Annotated in this window: 17 protein-coding genes; 11 read left to right on the plus strand and 6 right to left on the minus strand. The window is 52.3% G+C overall.

Annotated features, from left to right (window positions below):
- Positions 1 to 5: 5 nt before the first annotated feature.
- Positions 6 to 908, plus strand: coding sequence for a UTP--glucose-1-phosphate uridylyltransferase GalU (gene galU / locus OQV00_RS10265; protein WP_004863423.1), 903 nt, complete (start codon positions 6 to 8; stop codon positions 906 to 908).
- A gap of 118 nt (positions 909 to 1,026) precedes the next feature.
- Here galU and hns read toward each other — a convergent pair whose 3' ends face one another.
- The gene (gene hns / locus OQV00_RS10270) at positions 1,027 to 1,434 is read right to left on the minus strand and encodes a histone-like nucleoid-structuring protein H-NS (protein ID WP_004863421.1); all 408 of its coding nucleotides are present in this window, start codon (positions 1,432 to 1,434) and stop codon (positions 1,027 to 1,029) included.
- A gap of 559 nt (positions 1,435 to 1,993) precedes the next feature.
- Here hns and tdk point away from each other — a divergent pair.
- Entirely contained in the window at positions 1,994 to 2,611 is a 618-nt protein-coding gene (gene tdk / locus OQV00_RS10275; protein WP_266280277.1) for a thymidine kinase, read from the plus strand.
- Positions 2,612 to 2,965: 354 nt separating this feature from the next.
- Here the strand turns inward: tdk and adhE are convergent, their stop codons facing one another.
- Complete coding sequence (gene adhE / locus OQV00_RS10280) at positions 2,966 to 5,644, minus strand: bifunctional acetaldehyde-CoA/alcohol dehydrogenase (protein ID WP_004863415.1); 2,679 nt, start codon at positions 5,642 to 5,644, stop codon at positions 2,966 to 2,968.
- A 475-nt stretch (positions 5,645 to 6,119) separates the two neighbouring features.
- Between adhE and OQV00_RS10285 the strand changes: the two genes are divergently transcribed.
- From OQV00_RS10285 to OQV00_RS10315, 7 genes are all read left to right on the plus strand, one after another.
- Positions 6,120 to 6,767 (plus strand): YchE family NAAT transporter, encoded by a 648-nt coding sequence (locus OQV00_RS10285; RefSeq protein WP_266280279.1) that lies wholly within the window; start codon positions 6,120 to 6,122, stop codon positions 6,765 to 6,767.
- Between the two features lie 753 nt (positions 6,768 to 7,520).
- Positions 7,521 to 9,152, plus strand: coding sequence for an oligopeptide ABC transporter substrate-binding protein OppA (gene oppA / locus OQV00_RS10290; RefSeq protein WP_004863408.1), 1,632 nt, complete (start codon positions 7,521 to 7,523; stop codon positions 9,150 to 9,152).
- An 84-nt stretch (positions 9,153 to 9,236) separates the two neighbouring features.
- A complete protein-coding gene (oppB, locus tag OQV00_RS10295) occupies positions 9,237 to 10,157 on the plus strand; it encodes an oligopeptide ABC transporter permease OppB (RefSeq protein ID WP_004863406.1) in 921 nt (306 codons plus the stop codon).
- 14 nt (positions 10,158 to 10,171) lie between these two features.
- On the plus strand, positions 10,172 to 11,080 hold the full coding sequence (gene oppC / locus OQV00_RS10300; RefSeq protein ID WP_015584100.1) for an oligopeptide ABC transporter permease OppC: 909 nt from the start codon (positions 10,172 to 10,174) through the stop codon (positions 11,078 to 11,080).
- A gap of 11 nt (positions 11,081 to 11,091) precedes the next feature.
- Entirely contained in the window at positions 11,092 to 12,105 is a 1,014-nt protein-coding gene (gene oppD, locus OQV00_RS10305; RefSeq protein ID WP_004863400.1) for an ABC transporter ATP-binding protein, read from the plus strand.
- Complete coding sequence (gene oppF, locus OQV00_RS10310) at positions 12,102 to 13,106, plus strand: murein tripeptide/oligopeptide ABC transporter ATP-binding protein OppF (RefSeq protein WP_004863396.1); 1,005 nt, start codon at positions 12,102 to 12,104, stop codon at positions 13,104 to 13,106. Before oppD ends, oppF begins: the two co-directional genes overlap by 4 nt.
- Positions 13,107 to 13,153: 47 nt before the next feature.
- Entirely contained in the window at positions 13,154 to 13,987 is an 834-nt protein-coding gene (locus tag OQV00_RS10315; protein WP_004863394.1) for an ion transporter, read from the plus strand.
- 75 nt (positions 13,988 to 14,062) lie between these two features.
- Here the strand turns inward: OQV00_RS10315 and OQV00_RS10320 are convergent, their stop codons facing one another.
- Both OQV00_RS10320 and cls read right to left on the minus strand, forming a co-directional pair.
- Entirely contained in the window at positions 14,063 to 14,392 is a 330-nt protein-coding gene (locus tag OQV00_RS10320) for an HI1450 family dsDNA-mimic protein (RefSeq protein ID WP_004863389.1), read from the minus strand.
- Between the two features lie 34 nt (positions 14,393 to 14,426).
- Positions 14,427 to 15,887 carry a cardiolipin synthase gene (gene cls, locus OQV00_RS10325; RefSeq protein WP_004863387.1) on the minus strand — a complete coding sequence of 487 codons (1,461 nt, stop codon included), beginning with the start codon at positions 15,885 to 15,887 and terminating at the stop codon, positions 14,427 to 14,429.
- Positions 15,888 to 16,031: 144 nt separating this feature from the next.
- Between cls and OQV00_RS10330 the strand changes: the two genes are divergently transcribed.
- Complete coding sequence (locus OQV00_RS10330; protein WP_004863385.1) at positions 16,032 to 16,205, plus strand: YciY family protein; 174 nt, start codon at positions 16,032 to 16,034, stop codon at positions 16,203 to 16,205.
- A gap of 50 nt (positions 16,206 to 16,255) precedes the next feature.
- Here the strand turns inward: OQV00_RS10330 and OQV00_RS10335 are convergent, their stop codons facing one another.
- On the minus strand, positions 16,256 to 16,552 hold the full coding sequence (locus OQV00_RS10335; RefSeq protein ID WP_004863379.1) for a YciI family protein: 297 nt from the start codon (positions 16,550 to 16,552) through the stop codon (positions 16,256 to 16,258).
- Between the two features lie 210 nt (positions 16,553 to 16,762).
- Here OQV00_RS10335 and tonB point away from each other — a divergent pair, with 210 nt between their 5' ends.
- On the plus strand, positions 16,763 to 17,500 hold the full coding sequence (gene tonB / locus OQV00_RS10340) for a TonB system transport protein TonB (RefSeq protein ID WP_004863377.1): 738 nt from the start codon (positions 16,763 to 16,765) through the stop codon (positions 17,498 to 17,500).
- 20 nt (positions 17,501 to 17,520) lie between these two features.
- On the opposite strand, the gene OQV00_RS10345 is transcribed toward tonB, so the two are convergent.
- Positions 17,521 to 18,393 carry a fructosamine kinase family protein gene (locus OQV00_RS10345; RefSeq protein ID WP_004863375.1) on the minus strand — a complete coding sequence of 291 codons (873 nt, stop codon included), beginning with the start codon at positions 18,391 to 18,393 and terminating at the stop codon, positions 17,521 to 17,523.

Genomic DNA, 18,393 nt, shown 5'->3' on the forward strand with positions numbered 1-18,393 from the left:
TTTCAATGGCTGCCCTTAATTCTAAAGTAAGAAAAGCTGTTATCCCGGTTGCGGGATTAGGTACCAGGATGCTACCCGCCACCAAGGCTATTCCGAAAGAAATGCTGCCACTGGTAGATAAGCCTTTAATTCAGTACGTTGTTAACGAATGCATCGCAGCCGGAATTACTGAAATTGTTCTGGTGACCCATTCGTCTAAAAACTCTATCGAAAACCATTTCGATACCAGTTTTGAACTGGAAGCGATGCTGGAAAAACGTGTTAAACGTCAGCTTCTGGAAGAGGTTCAGTCTATTTGTCCGCCGCATGTCACCATTATGCAGGTCCGTCAGGGGCTGGCTAAAGGTCTGGGTCATGCGGTACTGTGCGCGCATCCGGTGGTGGGTGACGAGCCGGTCGCGGTTATTCTGCCAGACGTTATTCTGGATGAATTTGAGTCGGATCTTTCCCGTGATAACCTGGCCGAAATGATCGCCCGTTTTGATGAAACAGGATCCAGCCAGATTATGGTTGAGCCTGTTGCTGATGTTACCGCCTATGGCGTTGTCGACTGCAAAGGCGAATCCCTGCAGCCGGGCGAAAGCGTCCCGATGGTGGGTGTGGTTGAGAAGCCGAAAGCCGATGTGGCGCCGTCTAACCTTGCTGTCGTCGGTCGCTACGTGCTGAGCGCAGACATTTGGCCGCTGCTGGCAAAAACACCTCCGGGAGCCGGGGATGAAATCCAGCTGACCGATGCGATCGACATGCTGATCGAGAAAGAGACCGTTGAAGCCTATCATATGAAAGGTAAGAGCCACGACTGCGGTAATAAACTGGGCTATATGCAAGCGTTTGTGGAATATGGCGTGCGCCATAAATCCCTCGGCGCAGATTTTAAAGCCTGGCTGGAAAAAGCAGTAGCTAAGTAATCGTTTTCTGCTTAATGATAAACCGGGAGCGAATTTCGTTTCCCGGTTTTTTTATATCGCCGGGCGGCAGATAAAAAAAATCCCGCCGAAGCGGGATTTTTCAAATACAGATGCTCGATTACAGCAGGAAATCGTCCAGGGTTTTACCCTGCTCGTCCATGGCTTTTTTGATCACTGCCGGGGTGCGACCTTGACCTGTCCAGGTTTTGGTTTCGCCGTTTTCATCAACGTAGCTGTATTTAGCCGGACGCGCAGCGCGTTTAGCTTTAGTACCCGCTTTGACTGCCGCCATGGTGCTCAGCAGTTCGTTCGGGTCAATACCATCTGCAATCAGCATTTCACGGTATTGTTGCAGTTTACGAGTACGCTCTTCAATTTCTGCAGCTGCAGCGCTTTCTTCTTCGCGACGTTCGTTAACGACAACTTCTAATTTTTCCAGCATTTCTTCTAGCGTTTCAAGGGTGCATTCTCTTGCCTGCGCACGAAGAGTACGGATGTTGTTCAAAATTTTAAGTGCTTCGCTCATTGTAGTAATCTCAAACTTATATTGTGGGGTGGTTTGTTGGACTAATAATAGAGCGATATAATCGGATGTGCAATAGGGGAGAATGTAAGGAATTCAAAATTACTTGTTATTTGTCGCAGCAATTAATTAATTTAAGTTAAATTCTACGTGCGACTTCACATCTTTTTTGCTTATAGCCTGACCCGAATCCTGCGCTAAAACCCTGAGATAGTATGCTTTTCTCTGCTGGCCGGGAGTAAAATTATACTTTGCAGGGATAAATATCCCTCTTGAGTATTAGCGTATTAGTAACGGCAATCTTTAATATAATCTGGTGAGCAAAAAACGTTATAGCGGGTTGGCTCATGCTACGATTCGCACAAAAGGACAATCGCCGGGCGCCAGCCAGGGGGGCTGTACAAATTGCCGGCACCTGCATTCAATTAAAAAAGCGTAATCTATCAGCAGGGGGGACGGACATAGCGTATGCCGCTATACCCATGCTGAAAGGGGGGATAGCACGGGAAAATATGCTACAATTTTGCCGCGATAAAACACACTGATTGGGGTGATGCAGCCGATGGCTCAACTTTATTTCTACTATTCTGCAATGAATGCAGGTAAGTCGACCGCTTTGTTACAGTCGTCATACAATTACCAAGAGCGAGGCATGCGTGCCCTGGTTTATACCGCCGAGATTGATGACCGCTTTGGTTCAGGTAAGGTCAGTTCAAGAATTGGTCTCTCCTCGCCAGCCCGCCTGTTTAACCCTCAGAGCTCGCTCTTTAGCGATATTGCGGCCGAGCATGCGCAACAGCCTGTTCATTGTGTCCTGGTGGATGAGAGTCAGTTTCTGACCCGCGAGCAGGTACATGAATTGTCTGAGGTCGTCGATCGGCTGGATATTCCGGTGTTGTGTTACGGCCTGCGTACGGATTTCCGTGGCGAGTTGTTTATTGGCAGTCAGTATTTATTAGCGTGGTCCGATAAGCTGGTTGAATTAAAAACGATCTGCTTCTGCGGACGTAAAGCGAGCATGGTGCTGCGTCTCGATCAGGAAGGTCGGCCATATAATGAAGGCGAGCAGGTCGTGATTGGCGGGAATGAGCGCTATGTTTCCGTTTGCCGTAAACATTATAAAGAGGCGTTAAGTGAAGGCTCGCTGACCCGGGTGCAGAGTAAACATCGCCCCTGCTAATCGTCCACATCATTCCCCACCCAGGCGCCTGTATGGCGCCTGCTGCGTCTCTTTACTGTGAACCGATGTCCTGACCTTTCCCCGGAACGGGTTATGCCTGGCACGCCTGCTGCTGACGATTCTCCGCGACGGGCTTCTCCTGACCTGGTATCAACGGCATGAGGGCGTAATGAGCCTGACCAGGCTGCCGTGCCGCCGAAAACAAACCGCCAACAGCGTTAGCGTAGATATCCAGGTCGCAATGCGCGTCAGGAAAAAGCGTTTGCGATCGCTTATCCGGTCATGCTCTACCGGAATGAGATAAAAAAAAGCCCCATCCGGAGATGGGGCTTTTACCAGCGTTATCAGAGTCGATTAAGCAGATTTCTTCGCTTTTTTATCGGCTTTTGGCGCTGCTGCGGTCTCTTTCTTCGCGGCAGTTTCACCTTCGCTGAACTCGTTACCGTAGAAGGTATCCAGCAGAATCTGTTTCAGCTCGGCAATCAGCGGATAGCGCGGGTTAGCGCCGGTGCACTGGTCATCGAATGCATCTTCAGACAGCTTGTCAACGTGGGCCAGGAAGTCAGCTTCCTGTACGCCGGCTTCACGGATAGACTTAGGAATACCCAGTTCAGCCTTCAGGCTTTCCAGCCATGCCAGCAGTTTTTCAATTTTCGCTGCGGTACGGTCGCCCGGTGCGCTCAGACCCAGGTGGTCCGCGATTTCAGCGTAGCGGCGGCGTGCCTGCGGACGGTCGTACTGGCTGAATGCAGTCTGTTTGGTCGGGTTGTCATTCGCGTTGTAACGAATCACGTTACAAATCAGCAGGGCGTTAGCCAGGCCGTGCGGAATGTGGAACTGAGAACCCAGTTTGTGCGCCATGGAGTGACATACGCCGAGGAAGGCGTTAGCAAACGCGATACCGGCGATAGTTGCTGCACTGTGCACACGTTCACGTGCTACCGGGTTCTTAGAACCTTCGTGGTAGGACGCTGGCAGGTACTCTTTCAGCAGTTTCAGCGCCTGCAGAGCCTGGCCGTCGGAGAACTCAGATGCCAGTACGGAAACATAGGCTTCCAGGGCGTGAGTCACGGCGTCAAGACCACCGAAAGCACACAGGGACTTCGGCATATCCATCACGAGGTTAGCATCAACAATCGCGACGTCCGGAGTCAGCGCGTAGTCAGCCAGCGGATATTTCTGACCCGTTGCATCGTCGGTAACAACGGCGAATGGCGTAACTTCAGAACCGGTACCGGAAGTGGTGGTGACGGCGATCATCTTCGCTTTCACGCCCATTTTCGGGAACTTGTAGATACGTTTACGGATGTCCATAAAGCGCAGCGCCAGGTCTTCGAAGTGGGTTTCCGGATGTTCGTACATTACCCACATGATTTTCGCGGCATCCATCGGGGAACCACCGCCCAGGGCGATGATAACGTCCGGCTTGAAGGAGTTAGCCAGATCCGCACCTTTACGTACTACGCTCAGGGTCGGGTCAGCTTCAACTTCGAAGAAGACTTCAGTCTCAACGCCGGATGCCTTCAGCACGGAGGTGATCTGGTCTGCATAACCGTTGTTGAACAGGAAGCGGTCAGTCACAATCAGCGCGCGTTTGTGACCATCAGTAATCACTTCATCCAGTGCGATTGGCAGTGAGCCACGACGGAAGTAGATAGATTTCGGAAGTTTGTGCCACAACATGTTTTCAGCTCGCTTAGCAACGGTTTTCTTGTTGATCAGGTGTTTCGGACCAACGTTTTCAGAGATGGAGTTACCACCCCAGGAACCACAACCCAGAGTCAGGGAAGGCGCGAGTTTAAAGTTGTACAGGTCACCGATACCACCCTGAGAAGCCGGGGTGTTAATCAGGATACGTGCGGTTTTCATCATCTGGCCGAAGTAGGCAACGCGAGCCGGCTGGTTGTCCTGGTCGGTGTACAGGCAAGAGGTATGACCGATACCGCCCATCGCAACCAGTTTTTCAGCTTTATCAACAGCATCTTCGAAGTTCTTCGCGCGGTACATCGCCAGCGTCGGAGACAGTTTTTCGTGAGCAAACGGCTCGCTTTCATCAACGTCGGTCACTTCACCAATCAGAATCTTGGTGGTAGCCGGAACGGTGAAGCCTGCCAGTTCAGCAATTTTGTATGCCGGCTGACCTACGATTGCCGCGTTCAGTGCGCCATTTTTCAGGATGATGTCCTGAACGGCTTTCAGCTCTTTGCCCTGCAGCAGATAGCCGCCGTGGCTGGCGAAACGCTCGCGAACGGCGTCATAGACAGAGTCAACAACAACGACTGACTGCTCAGACGCACAGATAACGCCATTATCAAAGGTTTTAGACATCAGTACGGAAGCGACCGCGCGCTTAACGTCTGCAGTTTCATCAATAACAACCGGAGTGTTACCTGCACCCACGCCGATAGCCGGTTTACCGGAGCTATAGGCTGCTTTAACCATGCCTGGACCGCCGGTCGCGAGGATCAGGTTAATGTCAGGGTGATGCATCAGCGCGTTAGACAGCTCAACGGAAGGCTGGTCGATCCAACCGATCAGATCTTTCGGTGCGCCTGCAGCGATAGCGGCCTGCAGCACGATATCTGCCGCTTTGTTGGTCGCATCTTTCGCACGCGGATGTGGAGAGAAGATGATCGCGTTACGCGTCTTCAGGCTGATCAGTGATTTGAAGATTGCTGTGGAAGTCGGGTTAGTCGTCGGAACGATACCGCAGATAATACCGATAGGTTCGGCGATGGTGATAGTCCCGAAAGTGTCGTCTTCAGAGAGAACACCGCAGGTCTTTTCATCTTTATATGCGTTATAGATATATTCGGAAGCGAAGTGGTTTTTGATAACCTTGTCTTCGACAATGCCCATGCCAGATTCGGCTACGGCCATTTTTGCGAGAGGGATTCGAGCATCTGCGGCGGCCAAAGCGGCGGCACGGAAGATCTTATCAACTTGTTCTTGAGTGAAACTGGCATATTCACGCTGGGCTTTTTTTACGCGCTCTACGAGTGCGTTAAGTTCAGCGACATTAGTAACAGCCATAATGCTCTCCTGATAATGTTAAACTTTTTTAGTAAATCAGTAGCTCGATTCGACAGTATAGACAGGCTGTTAACAGCTTGCATCTAAATGTTAAGGTGCCGTTTCTGGCGCCGCTGGCTTCATTGATTTACTAAAGAAGCTTGATCTTTTTGATTCTCAGGTACCGCTATGCTGCACTCTTTTGGTGTCAACAAGGTTACTCACTTCTGAGTATAATTTACGTGATTTAGATCAAGTTTGCGCGAAGCTGACACCTTTCAGCAGTCTGTTTTTTGACCGGTCAAATCAAGTGTAATAATTGGTATGCAAACTAAGTGAATAAGTAACCGGGGGAAACAAATATATAACATGCCATTTTGTCGCCGCTATACGTATATTTGAGATGAATTATGCTGCTAAAAAGCGTATCTTCTGCGCGAATATTTTATGTGGCTAACTGTCAACAGCCATTTTTAATGATGCTGCGGAGCGCACTGTGACTCTACCGTTGTTTGATTTTTCAACCTACTTCAAGTTTTTCATCGGGTTATTTGCGCTGGTTAACCCGGTAGGCATCATCCCGGTCTTCATTGGTATGACCAGTTATCAGACGGCGGTGATCCGCAATAAGACCAACCTGACGGCGAATCTTTCGGTCGCCATCATTCTGCTGACGTCGCTGTTTCTCGGTGACTCGATTTTGCAAATTTTCGGCATCTCTATTGATTCATTCCGTATTGCCGGCGGGATCCTGGTCGTGACGATTGCGATGTCGATGATCAGCGGCAAACTCGGCGAGGACAAACAAAACAAGCAGGAAAAATCGGAAACCGCAATTCGTGAAAGTATTGGCGTCGTGCCGTTGGCGCTGCCGCTGATGGCAGGGCCGGGCGCAATCAGCTCGACTATCGTCTGGGGAACGCGCTACCACACGGTAACCTACCTTTTAGGGTTCTCCCTTGCCATTGCCCTGTTTGCCTTATGCTGCTGGGGGATTTTCCGCATGGCGCCATGGCTGGTGCGCCTGTTAGGGCAGACCGGCATCAACGTCATCACGCGTATTATGGGGCTGTTGCTGATGGCGCTGGGGATTGAGTTTATCGTCACCGGAATAAAAGCGCTGTTTCCCGGCCTGGTGAGTTAAACGCGCTTGCGCGATGCGGAGCCCAGCGCTCCGCGTTTGCTTCATTATTAGCAAAACATATCCATAAAGCGGAAAAGGCGGTACAAGATAGTTTTCTGTAATACCTTTAAATGTTCTTATTTATCAAATTGTTGTGCAAATTATCGAACGTCTCCTCTCTTTTTATCCCCCCTCCGCCACTGTTATTTTCTTCACATCATTCTCTGGTGCTTGCCGTCGCATAATTGAAATGATATTAGTAATTTCATAACCGGGGCAGATGAATGTGCTAAATAATAACCGATTGTTAAATTTTCGTACAAAAATGCATCTTCGCGTGGTTCTAAGACACCCATAACGGGCTGTTGACAGTATCTGTATGAAAACTAAATTCTTTAATGATTTTCACGCCGAAAGACAGGGCAAGATAGCGGCGCAGAGAAAACCATAAAAGAGAATCCGGTAACATATTTGCAAATTGCATTGGCGGATGAGATGGCCTTTTGGTACTTTCCGCCGTGATCGCTAACTGAATAATACACGTAAATGAGAATTATTATTAAATAACTCATTACGGCTGAAAACGCCCCGCAACAGGGGATAAAAGAATCGACGCCAAGGTCGCCGTTTGAGCGGCCGTAATAAATAAGTCGGTGATAGCAAGCAGTAACGTCTGACAGCAGCATAAACTCCTGCACTGTACAGAATCCCGTAAGGGGAAAAAAACAGGCTGGTTAAATAGCCAGTAATTATAATGAATGGAGTAACAACACAATGACCATCATCACCAAAAAAAGTCTGGTAGCCGCGGGGATTTTGTCTGCGCTAATTACCGCGAATGTTGCCATGGCAGCGGATGTACCTGCAGGGGTGCAGCTGGCGGATAAACAATCGCTGGTACGTAATAACGGCGCAGAAGTGCAATCCCTGGACCCGCATAAAATTGAAGGCGTTCCGGAATCCAACATTAACCGCGATTTGTTTGAAGGGTTAGTGATTGGCGATATTCAAGGCCATCCGATCCCTGGGGCCGCAGAATCCTGGGATAATAAAGATTTTAAAGTCTGGACCTTCCATCTGCGCAAAGATGCCAAATGGTCCGATGGCACGCCGGTTACCGCGCAAGATTTTGTTTATAGCTGGCAGCGTCTGGCGGATCCCAAAACCGCTTCACCTTACGCAAGCTACCTGCAATATGGCCACCTGCTGAACGTTGATGACATTATCGCGGGCAAAAAGCCGATCACCGATCTGGGCGTCAAAGCGATTGATGATAAAACCTTCGAAGTGACGCTGAGCGAACCGGTTCCTTATTTCTATAAACTCCTCGTTCACCCATCCGTTTCTCCGGTGCCAAAAGCCGCTATCGAAAAATACGGCGAGAAATGGACCCAGCCTGCCAATATCGTGACCAACGGCGCTTATAAGCTGAAAGACTGGGTCGTTAACGAACGTATTGTGCTTGAGCGTAATCCGCAATACTGGGATAACGCGAAGACCGTCATTAATCAGGTGACCTACCTGCCGATTTCTTCCGAAGTGACCGACGTTAACCGCTACCGCAGCGGCGAAATCGACATGACCTATAACAACATGCCGATTGAACTGTTCCAGAAGCTGAAAAAAGAGATCCCGCAAGAAGTCCATGTTGACCCGTATCTCTGCACCTATTACTACGAAATTAATAACCAGAAAGCACCGTTTACCGACGCCCGCGTTCGTACCGCGCTGAAAATGGCGCTGGATCGCGATATTATCGTTAATAAAGTGAAGAATCAGGGCGACCTGCCGGCCTATAGCTATACACCGCCGTATACCGATGGCATGAAGGTTGTCAAACCAGAGTGGTTTACCTGGTCTCAGGACAAGCGTAACGAAGAAGCGAAAAAACTGCTGGCGGAAGCCGGATATACCGCCGATAAACCGCTGACCTTTAATTTACTGTATAACACTTCCGATCTGCATAAAAAACTGGCTATTGCCGTGGCGTCCATCTGGAAGAAAAACCTGGGTGCTAACGTCAAGCTGGAAAATCAGGAATGGAAAACCTTCCTCGATAATCGTCATCAGGGGACCTTCGACGTGGCGCGTGCCGGCTGGTGTGCGGATTACAACGAACCGACCTCATTCCTGAATACCATGCTGAGCGACAGCTCAAATAACACCTCTCATTATAAGAGCCCGGCTTTCGATAAAATCATCGCCGAAACATTACAAACGAATGATGACGCGAAGCGTGCCGATCTGTATGCGCAAGCAGAACAGCAGCTCGATAAAGATTCTGTGATCGTGCCGGTCTTCTATTACGTCAACGCCCGTCTGGTTAAACCGTGGGTGGGTGGCTATACCGGTAAAGACCCGTTAGATAATATCTACGTTAAAAACCTTTATATTATCAAACATTAATGGCAATACGTGGGGCAGGCGACGCTTGCCCCACCGTGTCTGAATTCATCGCACTCGATAGGCACAGGCCAGAAGGTACGGGCAATGTTAAAATTTATTTTTCGTCGCTGTCTGGAAGCGATTCCGACGCTATTTATTCTTATTACGATCTCTTTCTTCATGATGCGTCTTGCGCCGGGAAGTCCATTTACCGGTGAACGCACGCTGCCGCCAGAAGTGATGGCGAATATTGAAGCCAAATACCATTTAAACGACCCCATCATGACCCAGTACTTCAATTATCTGAAGCAGCTGGCGCACGGTGATTTCGGTCCCTCTTTTAAATATAAAGACTATTCGGTAAACGATCTGGTGGCGTCGAGCTTCCCGGTCTCCGCTAAATTAGGGCTGGCCGCCTTCCTGTTGGCGGTAGTTCTCGGCGTGACGGCAGGGGTTATTGCGGCCCTGAAGCAGAATACGAAATGGGATTATGCGGTCATGGGGGTGGCAATGACCGGCGTGGTGATACCCAGTTTCGTGGTTGCGCCGCTGCTGGTGATGATATTCGCCATCACGCTGCACTGGCTGCCCGGCGGCGGCTGGAACGGCGGGGCGCTGAAATTTATGATTCTGCCGATGGTGGCCTTATCGTTAGCCTATATCGCCAGTATCGCGCGTATTACCCGCGGTTCAATGATTGAGGTCCTGCATTCTAACTTTATCCGCACCGCGCGAGCCAAAGGGCTGCCGATGCGGCGCATCATTTTACGTCATGCGCTGAAACCCGCGCTGCTGCCGGTTCTTTCTTATATGGGGCCAGCATTCGTGGGGATCATCACCGGCTCAATGGTTATCGAAACGATCTACGGTCTTCCGGGTATCGGTCAGCTGTTTGTGAATGGCGCGCTTAACCGCGACTATTCGCTGGTGCTGAGCCTGACCATTCTGGTCGGTGCGCTGACTATTCTGTTTAACGCGATTGTTGACGTGCTGTACGCCGTTATCGATCCGAAGATTCGCTATTGAGGCTGGAGTTCGCCATGATGTTAAGTAAGAAAAGCAACGAGGCGTTGGAAAATTTCAGTGAAAAGCTGGAAGTCGAAGGACGTAGTTTATGGCAGGACGCCCGCCGTCGCTTTATGCATAACCGTGCCGCAGTTGCCAGCCTGATTGTGCTGGTGATTATCGCGCTGTTCGTGACTATTGCACCGATGGTTTCGCAGTTCTCCTACTTCGATACCGACTGGGGCATGATGTCCAGTGCGCCGGACATGACGTCCGGCCACTATTTTGGTACTGACTCTTCCGGCCGCGACCTGCTGGTGCGTGTCGCTATCGGCGGGCGTATCTCGCTGATGGTCGGGGTGGCTGCGGCGCTGGTGGCGGTGGTTCTTGGGACACTCTACGGTTCACTTTCCGGCTACCTGGGCGGCAAAGTCGACTCCGTGATGATGCGTCTGCTGGAGATCCTCAACTCCTTCCCGTTCATGTTCTTCGTTATCCTGCTCGTCACCTTCTTTGGCCAGAACATCCTGCTGATTTTCGTTGCCATCGGTATGGTCTCCTGGCTGGATATGGCGCGTATTGTTCGCGGCCAGACGCTGAGCCTGAAGCGCAAAGAGTTTATCGAAGCGGCGCAGGTCGGCGGCGTCTCAACATTCAGTATTGTGGTTCGGCATATCGTGCCTAACGTACTGGGCGTGGTGGTGGTGTACGCCTCTCTGCTGGTGCCGAGCATGATCCTGTTTGAATCCTTCTTAAGCTTCCTTGGCCTGGGGACTCAGGAACCCCTGAGCAGCTGGGGTGCACTGCTCAGCGATGGCGCGAACTCTATGGAAGTGTCGCCGTGGCTGCTGCTGTTTCCAGCGGGGTTCCTGGTGATTACGCTGTTCTGTTTTAACTTTATCGGCGATGGCCTGCGTGATGCCCTCGACCCGAAAGATCGCTAAGGAGCGCCGTCATGAGCACAATTGAAACGGCAAAAGCGCCGCAGGCACAGCAACAATCCGGCCTGCTGCTGGATGTCAAAGATCTCCGCGTCACGTTCAAAACGCCGGATGGCGATGTCACGGCGGTGAACGACCTCAATTTTAACCTGCGTGCCGGGGAAACGCTGGGTATCGTCGGCGAATCGGGTTCCGGTAAGTCGCAAACCGCGTTTGCTTTGATGGGCCTGTTGGCCTCCAACGGTCAGATTGGCGGGTCGGCTCTGTTTAACGGCCGCCAGATTCTCAATCTGCCGGAGCGCGATCTGAATAAGCTTCGCGCCGAACAAATTTCAATGATATTCCAGGACCCGATGACCTCCCTGAACCCGTATATGCGGGTGGGTGAACAGCTGATGGAAGTCCTGATGCTGCATAAAGGTCTGGGAAAAGCCGAAGCCTTTGAAGAGTCGGTGAAGATGCTGGATGCGGTTAAAATGCCGGAAGCGCGTAAGCGCATGAAAATGTATCCTCACGAATTCTCCGGCGGGATGCGCCAGCGCGTGATGATTGCGATGGCGCTGCTGTGCCGGCCTAAACTGCTGATTGCCGATGAGCCGACAACCGCACTGGATGTCACGGTTCAGGCGCAAATCATGACCCTGTTGAATGAGCTTAAGCGCGAGTTCAATACGGCGATCATTATGATTACCCACGATCTTGGGGTCGTCGCCGGGATCTGCGACAAAGTGCTGGTGATGTATGCCGGGCGAACCATGGAATACGGCATGGCGCGGGATGTCTTTTATCATCCTTCGCATCCGTACTCGATAGGCTTGCTGAACGCGGTTCCGCGTCTGGACGCCGAGGGCGAGTCGCTGTTGACCATCCCGGGTAATCCGCCAAACCTGCTGCGTCTGCCGAAAGGCTGCCCGTTCCAGCCGCGTTGCCCGCACGCGATGGAGATTTGTCATAGTGCTCCACCTCTGGAGGAGTTTGCACCGGGCCGCCTGCGCGCCTGCTTTCAACCGGTAGGGGATCTGCTATGAACGCCGTTACGGAACAAAGAAAAGTCCTGCTCGAAATTGCCGATCTGAAAGTCCACTTTGATATTAAAGATGGCAAGCAGTGGTTCTGGCAGCCGGCCAAAACGCTGAAAGCGGTGGATGGCGTCACGCTGCGTCTCTACGAGGGCGAAACGCTGGGCGTGGTCGGGGAATCCGGCTGCGGCAAATCGACTTTTGCCCGGGCGATTATTGGTCTGGTGAAGGCGACCGACGGCAAAGTCGCCTGGCTTGGCAAAGATCTGTTAGGCATGAAGCAGGAAGAGTGGCGCGATGTTCGCAGCGATATCCAGATGATTTTCCAGGATCCGCTGGCTTCGCTCAATCCGCGTATGACTATCGGCGAAATTATTGCCGAGCCACTGCGCACCTATCATCCAAAAATGTCGCGTCAGGAAGTGCGTGACCGCGTGAAAGCGATGATGATGAAAGTGGGTCTGCTGCCGAACCTGATTAACCGCTATCCGCACGAGTTTTCCGGCGGCCAGTGCCAGCGTATCGGTATCGCCCGTGCGCTGATCCTTGAGCCGAAGCTGATCATCTGCGATGAGCCGGTCTCGGCGCTGGACGTATCGATTCAGGCGCAGGTCGTTAACCTGCTGCAGCAGCTGCAGCGCGAAATGGGGCTGTCGCTGATCTTTATCGCTCACGATCTGGCGGTGGTGAAGCATATTTCCGATCGCGTTCTGGTGATGTATCTGGGCCATGCGGTGGAGCTGGGCACTTATGATGAGGTGTACCATAATCCGCTGCACCCCTATACCAAAGCGCTGATGTCCGCGGTGCCGATTCCAGACCCGGATCTGGAAAAGAACAAAACCATACAGCTGCTGGAAGGGGAGCTGCCGTCGCCGATTAACCCGCCGTCGGGGTGCGTTTTCCGTACGCGTTGTCCCATCGCCGGGCCAGAATGTGCGAAAACGCGGCCGGTGCTGGAGGGGAGTTTCCGACATGCGGTTTCCTGCCTGAAGGTAGACCCGTTATAATCTCTGGGGCTGACGTAGGTCAGCCCTTTTTTTTTGCGAGGTTAAACGTGGCTGTTCATTTTCACGCCGCTCGCCAGCGGCTGTATCATCTACTCTTCGATCAAACCCGTCGTTCCGGACGACGATTTGAAGGTCTGTGCGGTATTTTTGCGCTCTTGAGCGTGCTGGTGATTTTTATTGAGTCCGGTCTTGGCACGCAATATCACCTGACGTTTGATGAATGGCATGTTTTTGTCTGGCTGGAGCTGTTTGTCACCGCTGTTTTTACCCTCGAATATTTCCTGCGTATTATCAGCTGGCCGAAACCCCTCAGCTATATTTTCAGCTTTTGGGGGGTGATAGATTTAGCCACCATCCTGCCGCTCTATGTGATGTGGATGTGGCCGGAGATGGGGCTTAATTATGTCTTTGCGTGGCGGGCGATGCGGGCGATTCGCTGCCTGCGTATTCTTAAACTGCTGCGCTTTATGCCGTCATTGAATATTTTCTGGGCGGCTATCGTCAGCGCCCGCCATCAGCTGATCCTCTTTTATTCCTTTATTGCCATCGTGATGGTTATCTTTGGATCGCTGATGTACCTGATTGAAGGGCCGCAATATGGGTTTACCACCTTAAATGCGTCGGTCTACTGGGCGATTGTGACCATTACGACGGTCGGGTATGGCGATATTACGCCGCATACGCCGATCGGCAGAATTCTGGCCTCGGTTCTGATCTTAATCGGTTATTCCATTATCGCCATTCCGACCGGACTTATCACCACGCATATGACCAGCGCATTACAACATCGCCGCGCGCGCGCGTGTCCAAACTGTCAGCACGCCGCTCATGATAAAAATGCGCGTTTTTGCAACGCCTGCGGCAGTGAATTAGCGGAATAGTCAGGAAACAAAAATAAAACGGCAGGCGGTGTGGTGACCGTCTGCCGTTTTTTTGTGGTTCAGTATGGGGGACGCTTATTCACGCCACAGAATATGGCACAGCTTATGGTCTTTTTCGCGGCACAGCAGAATGCGCGCAAAGATATCGTTAATTTCGCCGCCATCGGTATCGGCAAGACCAATCACGACTTCGGCGAAAAAGTCCGGGTTGAGGTCATAATCGACATGCTCTTCCCAGTCCGGCGCAGGGTCAAACAGCTCGGCGCCGCCGCGTTCTTCAAACTGCAGGTTAAACAGAATGACATCCGCCGGATCGAGGTTGTCGACAGCCAGCTCCAGGAAGATGTCATAAGCTTGTTCAAGCGTTTCGTCTTCGGTCAGGCGATTGTTTAAATCCATATCCATGATTGCTACCCGTTAAACATCTGATTGGCACGTTTTACAGCAACGGACTGAAGAAGTAAAACAGTCGCTCGGTGATCCGCTGCCAGAGCGGTCGTTTTAACCACAGCCGGGCGTCCAGCAGGCGCGAACGGGAAATATAATCGTCCTGAACGGCCGCTAGATCGCCGCCGAATCCGACGTCGTCAATGACCAGCGTGATTTCGAAATTCAGCCACAGGCTGCGCATATCGAGATTCACGGTACCGACCAGGCTGAGCTCGCCGTCGACCAGTACGCTTTTGGTATGCAGCAGGCCGCCTTCAAACTGATAAATTTTAACCCCGGCCGCCAGCAGCTCGGTAAAGAAGGCCCGACTGGCCCAGCCAACCAGCAGCGAATCATTCTTGCGCGGCAGGATAATGCTGACGTCGACCCCGCGTTGCGCCGCGGTGCAGATCGCATGCAGCAGATCGTCGCTGGGCACGAAGTACGGGGTGGTCATGATCAGATGTTCTTTGGCGGAATAGGCGGCGGTGAGGAGCGCCTGATGAATCAGATCTTCCGGGAATCCGGGGCCAGAGGCAATGGTATGAATCGTGTGTCCGCTGGCTTCTTCAAAGGGCATAATATTGAGGTCCGGCGGCGGCGGTAAAATACGTTTGCCGGTTTCAATCTCCCAGTCGCAGGAGTAGACGATGCCCATCGCCGTGGCGACCGGGCCTTCCATACGCGCCATCAGATCAATCCACTGCCCGACGCCGGAATCCTGTTTAAAGAAGCGCGGGTCGACCATGTTCATACTGCCGGTATAGGCAATATAGTTATCAATCATCACCATTTTGCGGTGCTGGCGCAGATCCATACGGCGCAGAAAAACACGCATCAGGTTGACCTTCAGCGCTTCGACCACCTCGATGCCGGCGTTCCGCATCATGGCTGCCCACGGGCTGCGGAAAAAGGCGACGCTGCCGGCGGAATCGAGCATCAGGCGGCAGTGAACGCCGCGTCGCGCCGCCGCCATTAAGGATTCCGCGACCTTATCGGCCATGCCGCCCGGTTGCCAGATGTAAAACACCATCTCAATATTGTGCCGCGCCAGCTGGATATCGCGCATCAGCGCCTGCATCACGTCATCAGACTCGGTCAGCAGCTGAAGCTGATTGCCCTTAACGCCGGCGATCCCCTGACGCCGTTCGCAGAGCTTAAACAGCGACTCGGCAACCGGGCTGTTATCCTCGGCAAAAATATGTTTGCAGGCTTTGAGATCGTTAAGCCATTTGGCGGTGGAGGGCCACATCGCCCGAGCCCGTTCCGCACGACGTTTACCCAGATGCAGCTCGCCAAATGAGAGATAGGCGATAATCCCCACCAGCGGAAGAATATAGATAATCAGCAACCACGCCATTGCTGAAGGTACGGCGCGCCGTTTCATCAGAATGCGTAATGTTACACCGGCGATGAGTAACCAGTAACCGAGGATGACCAGCCAGTTCACCACCGTGTAAAAGGTTGTCATAGATGAAAAATCCTTTTGAATAACTCTATGTCATGAGTTTACGCATCAACATCCATCTGGCAAATAAAAACGCAGCGAAAGCGTTGGTCAGCCAGATTCATGGGTTTATAATGTGGTCTGTTTTTCACTTGTAGAGTAGTAGCAATGAAGCGTAGTAGAACGGAAGTAGGGCGCTGGCGCATGCTAAGACAGGTGAGTCGCCGCAAGTCCCGCTGGCTGGAAGCCCAATCGCGCCGCAACATGCGCATCCTCTCCATCAGGAAGGAACTGGTGAAACGACAACGTGGTTCCCTGCTGTTTGTCTTCACTGAGTACTGATATAAAAGGCACCGTTTACGGTGCCTCTGTTATTTTAGCGTCGGACGGTCTCAGAATACTTTCTTATAAGGCTTCACGGAGACGTTCTGGTACACGCCAGCCGCGATGTAAGGGTCATCATTTGCCCATGCTTTGGCGACTTCCAGCGATTCGAACTCCGCAATGACCGTTGAGCCAGTAAACCCGGCGGCGCCAGGCTCATTACTGTCGACGGCAGGCATTGGCCCGGCGGTCAACAGGCGACCTTCATCTTGTAATAGCTGCAAACGTGCCAGGTGGGCGGGACGTACCGACAAGCGCTTTTCCAGAGAATCGGCAATGTCTTCAGCGTAGATAACGTAAAGCACGGCAAGGCTCCTTATCAATAAACAGGCGAATCACGTTAAGTGAATCCGCCGTTGACTGCAATGTAAAGATGCGTACCGACTTAAAATGCCATGCTTCAGACGTTTTTTCCCACAAAACGGGGCAAATTTTGATGCAAGATAACAAGGCTTATTGAATATGATTGCTATTTGCATTTAAAATCGGGGCATCATTTTTCAACAGAAACGACTATGAGCGCAATGACCCTTGATTTACCTCGCCGCTTCCCGTGGCCGACGCTGCTGTCCGTGGCTATCCACGGTGCCGTTGTGGCGGGGTTGCTTTATACCTCGGTACATCAGGTTATTGAACGGCCCTCTCCCTCGCAACCGATCGAAATTACGATGGTTGCGCCGGCAGATCTCGAACCGCCTCAGGCGGCACAGCCGGTAGTGGAACCCGTTGTTGAACCGGAGCCTGAACCGGAAGTGGTGCCGGAGCCGGAGCCACCAAAAGAAGCGCCGGTGGTGATTCACAAGCCCGAACCCAAACCGAAGCCTAAGCCTAAACCGAAGCCGGAGAAGAAGGTTGAGCAACCGAAGCGGGATGTGAAACCGGCGGAAACGCGCGTGGCTTCACCGTTCGAAACGACCAATACGGCGCCAGCACGTACGCAGCCGAACTCCGCACCGGCAACGGCAAAACCGACCCTGACCGCGCCGAGCGGCCCGCGGGCGATAAGCCGCAACCAGCCGGCGTATCCGACACGTGCCCAGGCGCTGCGTATCGAAGGTTCTGTACGCGTCAAGTTTGATGTCACGCCGGATGGGCGAGTGGATAACGTCGAGATTCTCTCCGCGCAGCCCGCCAATATGTTTGAACGCGATGTGAAAAATGCGCTGCGCAAATGGCGCTACGAAGCGGGCAAGCCGGGAACTGGCGTCACCATGACGATCAAATTCCGTCTGAAAGGCGTAGAGATTAGCTAACCGTGTTGTCATCAGGCCCCTTATGGGGCCTTTTCCATTAAGACCGCATCCAGCGCTTTCTGCGCCGTCACCAGATGCTGCCCGCCGAACAAGATCGCCCGGTTTAACAACGTGTAGAGCTGATAAACCGGCTGACGATCAAGGAAACCAGAGGGCAGCGGCGATATCGACTGGTAGCCATCGTAGATCTGCGGCGGCTGTTCAGGGTGCAGCGGCAGCATCGCCAGATCGCACTCTCGGTCTCCCCAGTAACAGGCGGGATCGAAGATATAGGGGCCGTTCGGGCCTAGCGCGCAGTTCCCCGACCACAAATCACCATGCAGCAATGACGGTTGAGGCTGGTGATTGCTCAGGCGCTGCTGCACATTATCGACGATGCTGTCGATATCGCCGAAGCTGAGCCCTTTTTCGGCAGCCAGCTCCAGCTGCCAGCCGATACGCTGTTCGGCAAAGAAAGTCGACCAGCGGCGCTGCCAGGCGTTGGGCTGCGGCGTGGTGGAAAGGTCGTTATCAAAATCCAGACCAAACTGCGGCTGATCGCTCCACTGATGCAGATGTGCAATATGCTGACCGAGTAAGAAGGCGTTGTGCGCGTCCAGCGGGCGAGGGGGCAGATATTCCATTACCAGGAAACTGTAGTCGCGATCGCTGCCAACCGCATAAACCTGCGGAACGCTAACGGTTTTACTCCGTGACAGCAGCTCAAGCTGGTCTGCTTCAGCGGTAAAGATAGGCAGAAGTTCACGCTCATCACATTTAACAAAGTAGTCCCGACCGCCGAAACGTAAATGCCAAGCCGCATGAATTTCACCGCCGGGCAGTTCGTTGCGGAGTTCGATTTCAGCTGCTTCGGAATGCCAGTCGCTTAACAACGTGCTGATAGCTTGCCACAT

Origin of the sequence: Klebsiella sp. DY2415 (assembly GCF_026314315.1) — a bacterium.
Lineage (GTDB): Bacteria > Pseudomonadota > Gammaproteobacteria > Enterobacterales > Enterobacteriaceae > Klebsiella > Klebsiella ornithinolytica.

Coding starts and splice junctions, on each gene's coding strand:
- galU (WP_004863423.1), top strand. CDS start 6: ATGGCTGCCCTTAATTCTAAAGTAAGAAAAGCTGTTATCCCGGTTGCG.
- hns (WP_004863421.1), bottom strand. CDS start 1,434: ATGAGCGAAGCACTTAAAATTTTGAACAACATCCGTACTCTTCGTGCG.
- tdk (WP_266280277.1), top strand. CDS start 1,994: ATGGCTCAACTTTATTTCTACTATTCTGCAATGAATGCAGGTAAGTCG.
- adhE (WP_004863415.1), bottom strand. CDS start 5,644: ATGGCTGTTACTAATGTCGCTGAACTTAACGCACTCGTAGAGCGCGTA.
- oppA (WP_004863408.1), top strand. CDS start 7,521: ATGACCATCATCACCAAAAAAAGTCTGGTAGCCGCGGGGATTTTGTCT.
- oppB (WP_004863406.1), top strand. CDS start 9,237: ATGTTAAAATTTATTTTTCGTCGCTGTCTGGAAGCGATTCCGACGCTA.
- oppC (WP_015584100.1), top strand. CDS start 10,172: ATGATGTTAAGTAAGAAAAGCAACGAGGCGTTGGAAAATTTCAGTGAA.
- oppD (WP_004863400.1), top strand. CDS start 11,092: ATGAGCACAATTGAAACGGCAAAAGCGCCGCAGGCACAGCAACAATCC.
- oppF (WP_004863396.1), top strand. CDS start 12,102: ATGAACGCCGTTACGGAACAAAGAAAAGTCCTGCTCGAAATTGCCGAT.
- OQV00_RS10320 (WP_004863389.1), bottom strand. CDS start 14,392: ATGGATATGGATTTAAACAATCGCCTGACCGAAGACGAAACGCTTGAA.
- cls (WP_004863387.1), bottom strand. CDS start 15,887: ATGACAACCTTTTACACGGTGGTGAACTGGCTGGTCATCCTCGGTTAC.
- OQV00_RS10330 (WP_004863385.1), top strand. CDS start 16,032: ATGAAGCGTAGTAGAACGGAAGTAGGGCGCTGGCGCATGCTAAGACAG.
- tonB (WP_004863377.1), top strand. CDS start 16,763: ATGAGCGCAATGACCCTTGATTTACCTCGCCGCTTCCCGTGGCCGACG.
- OQV00_RS10345 (WP_004863375.1), bottom strand. CDS start 18,393: ATGTGGCAAGCTATCAGCACGTTGTTAAGCGACTGGCATTCCGAAGCA.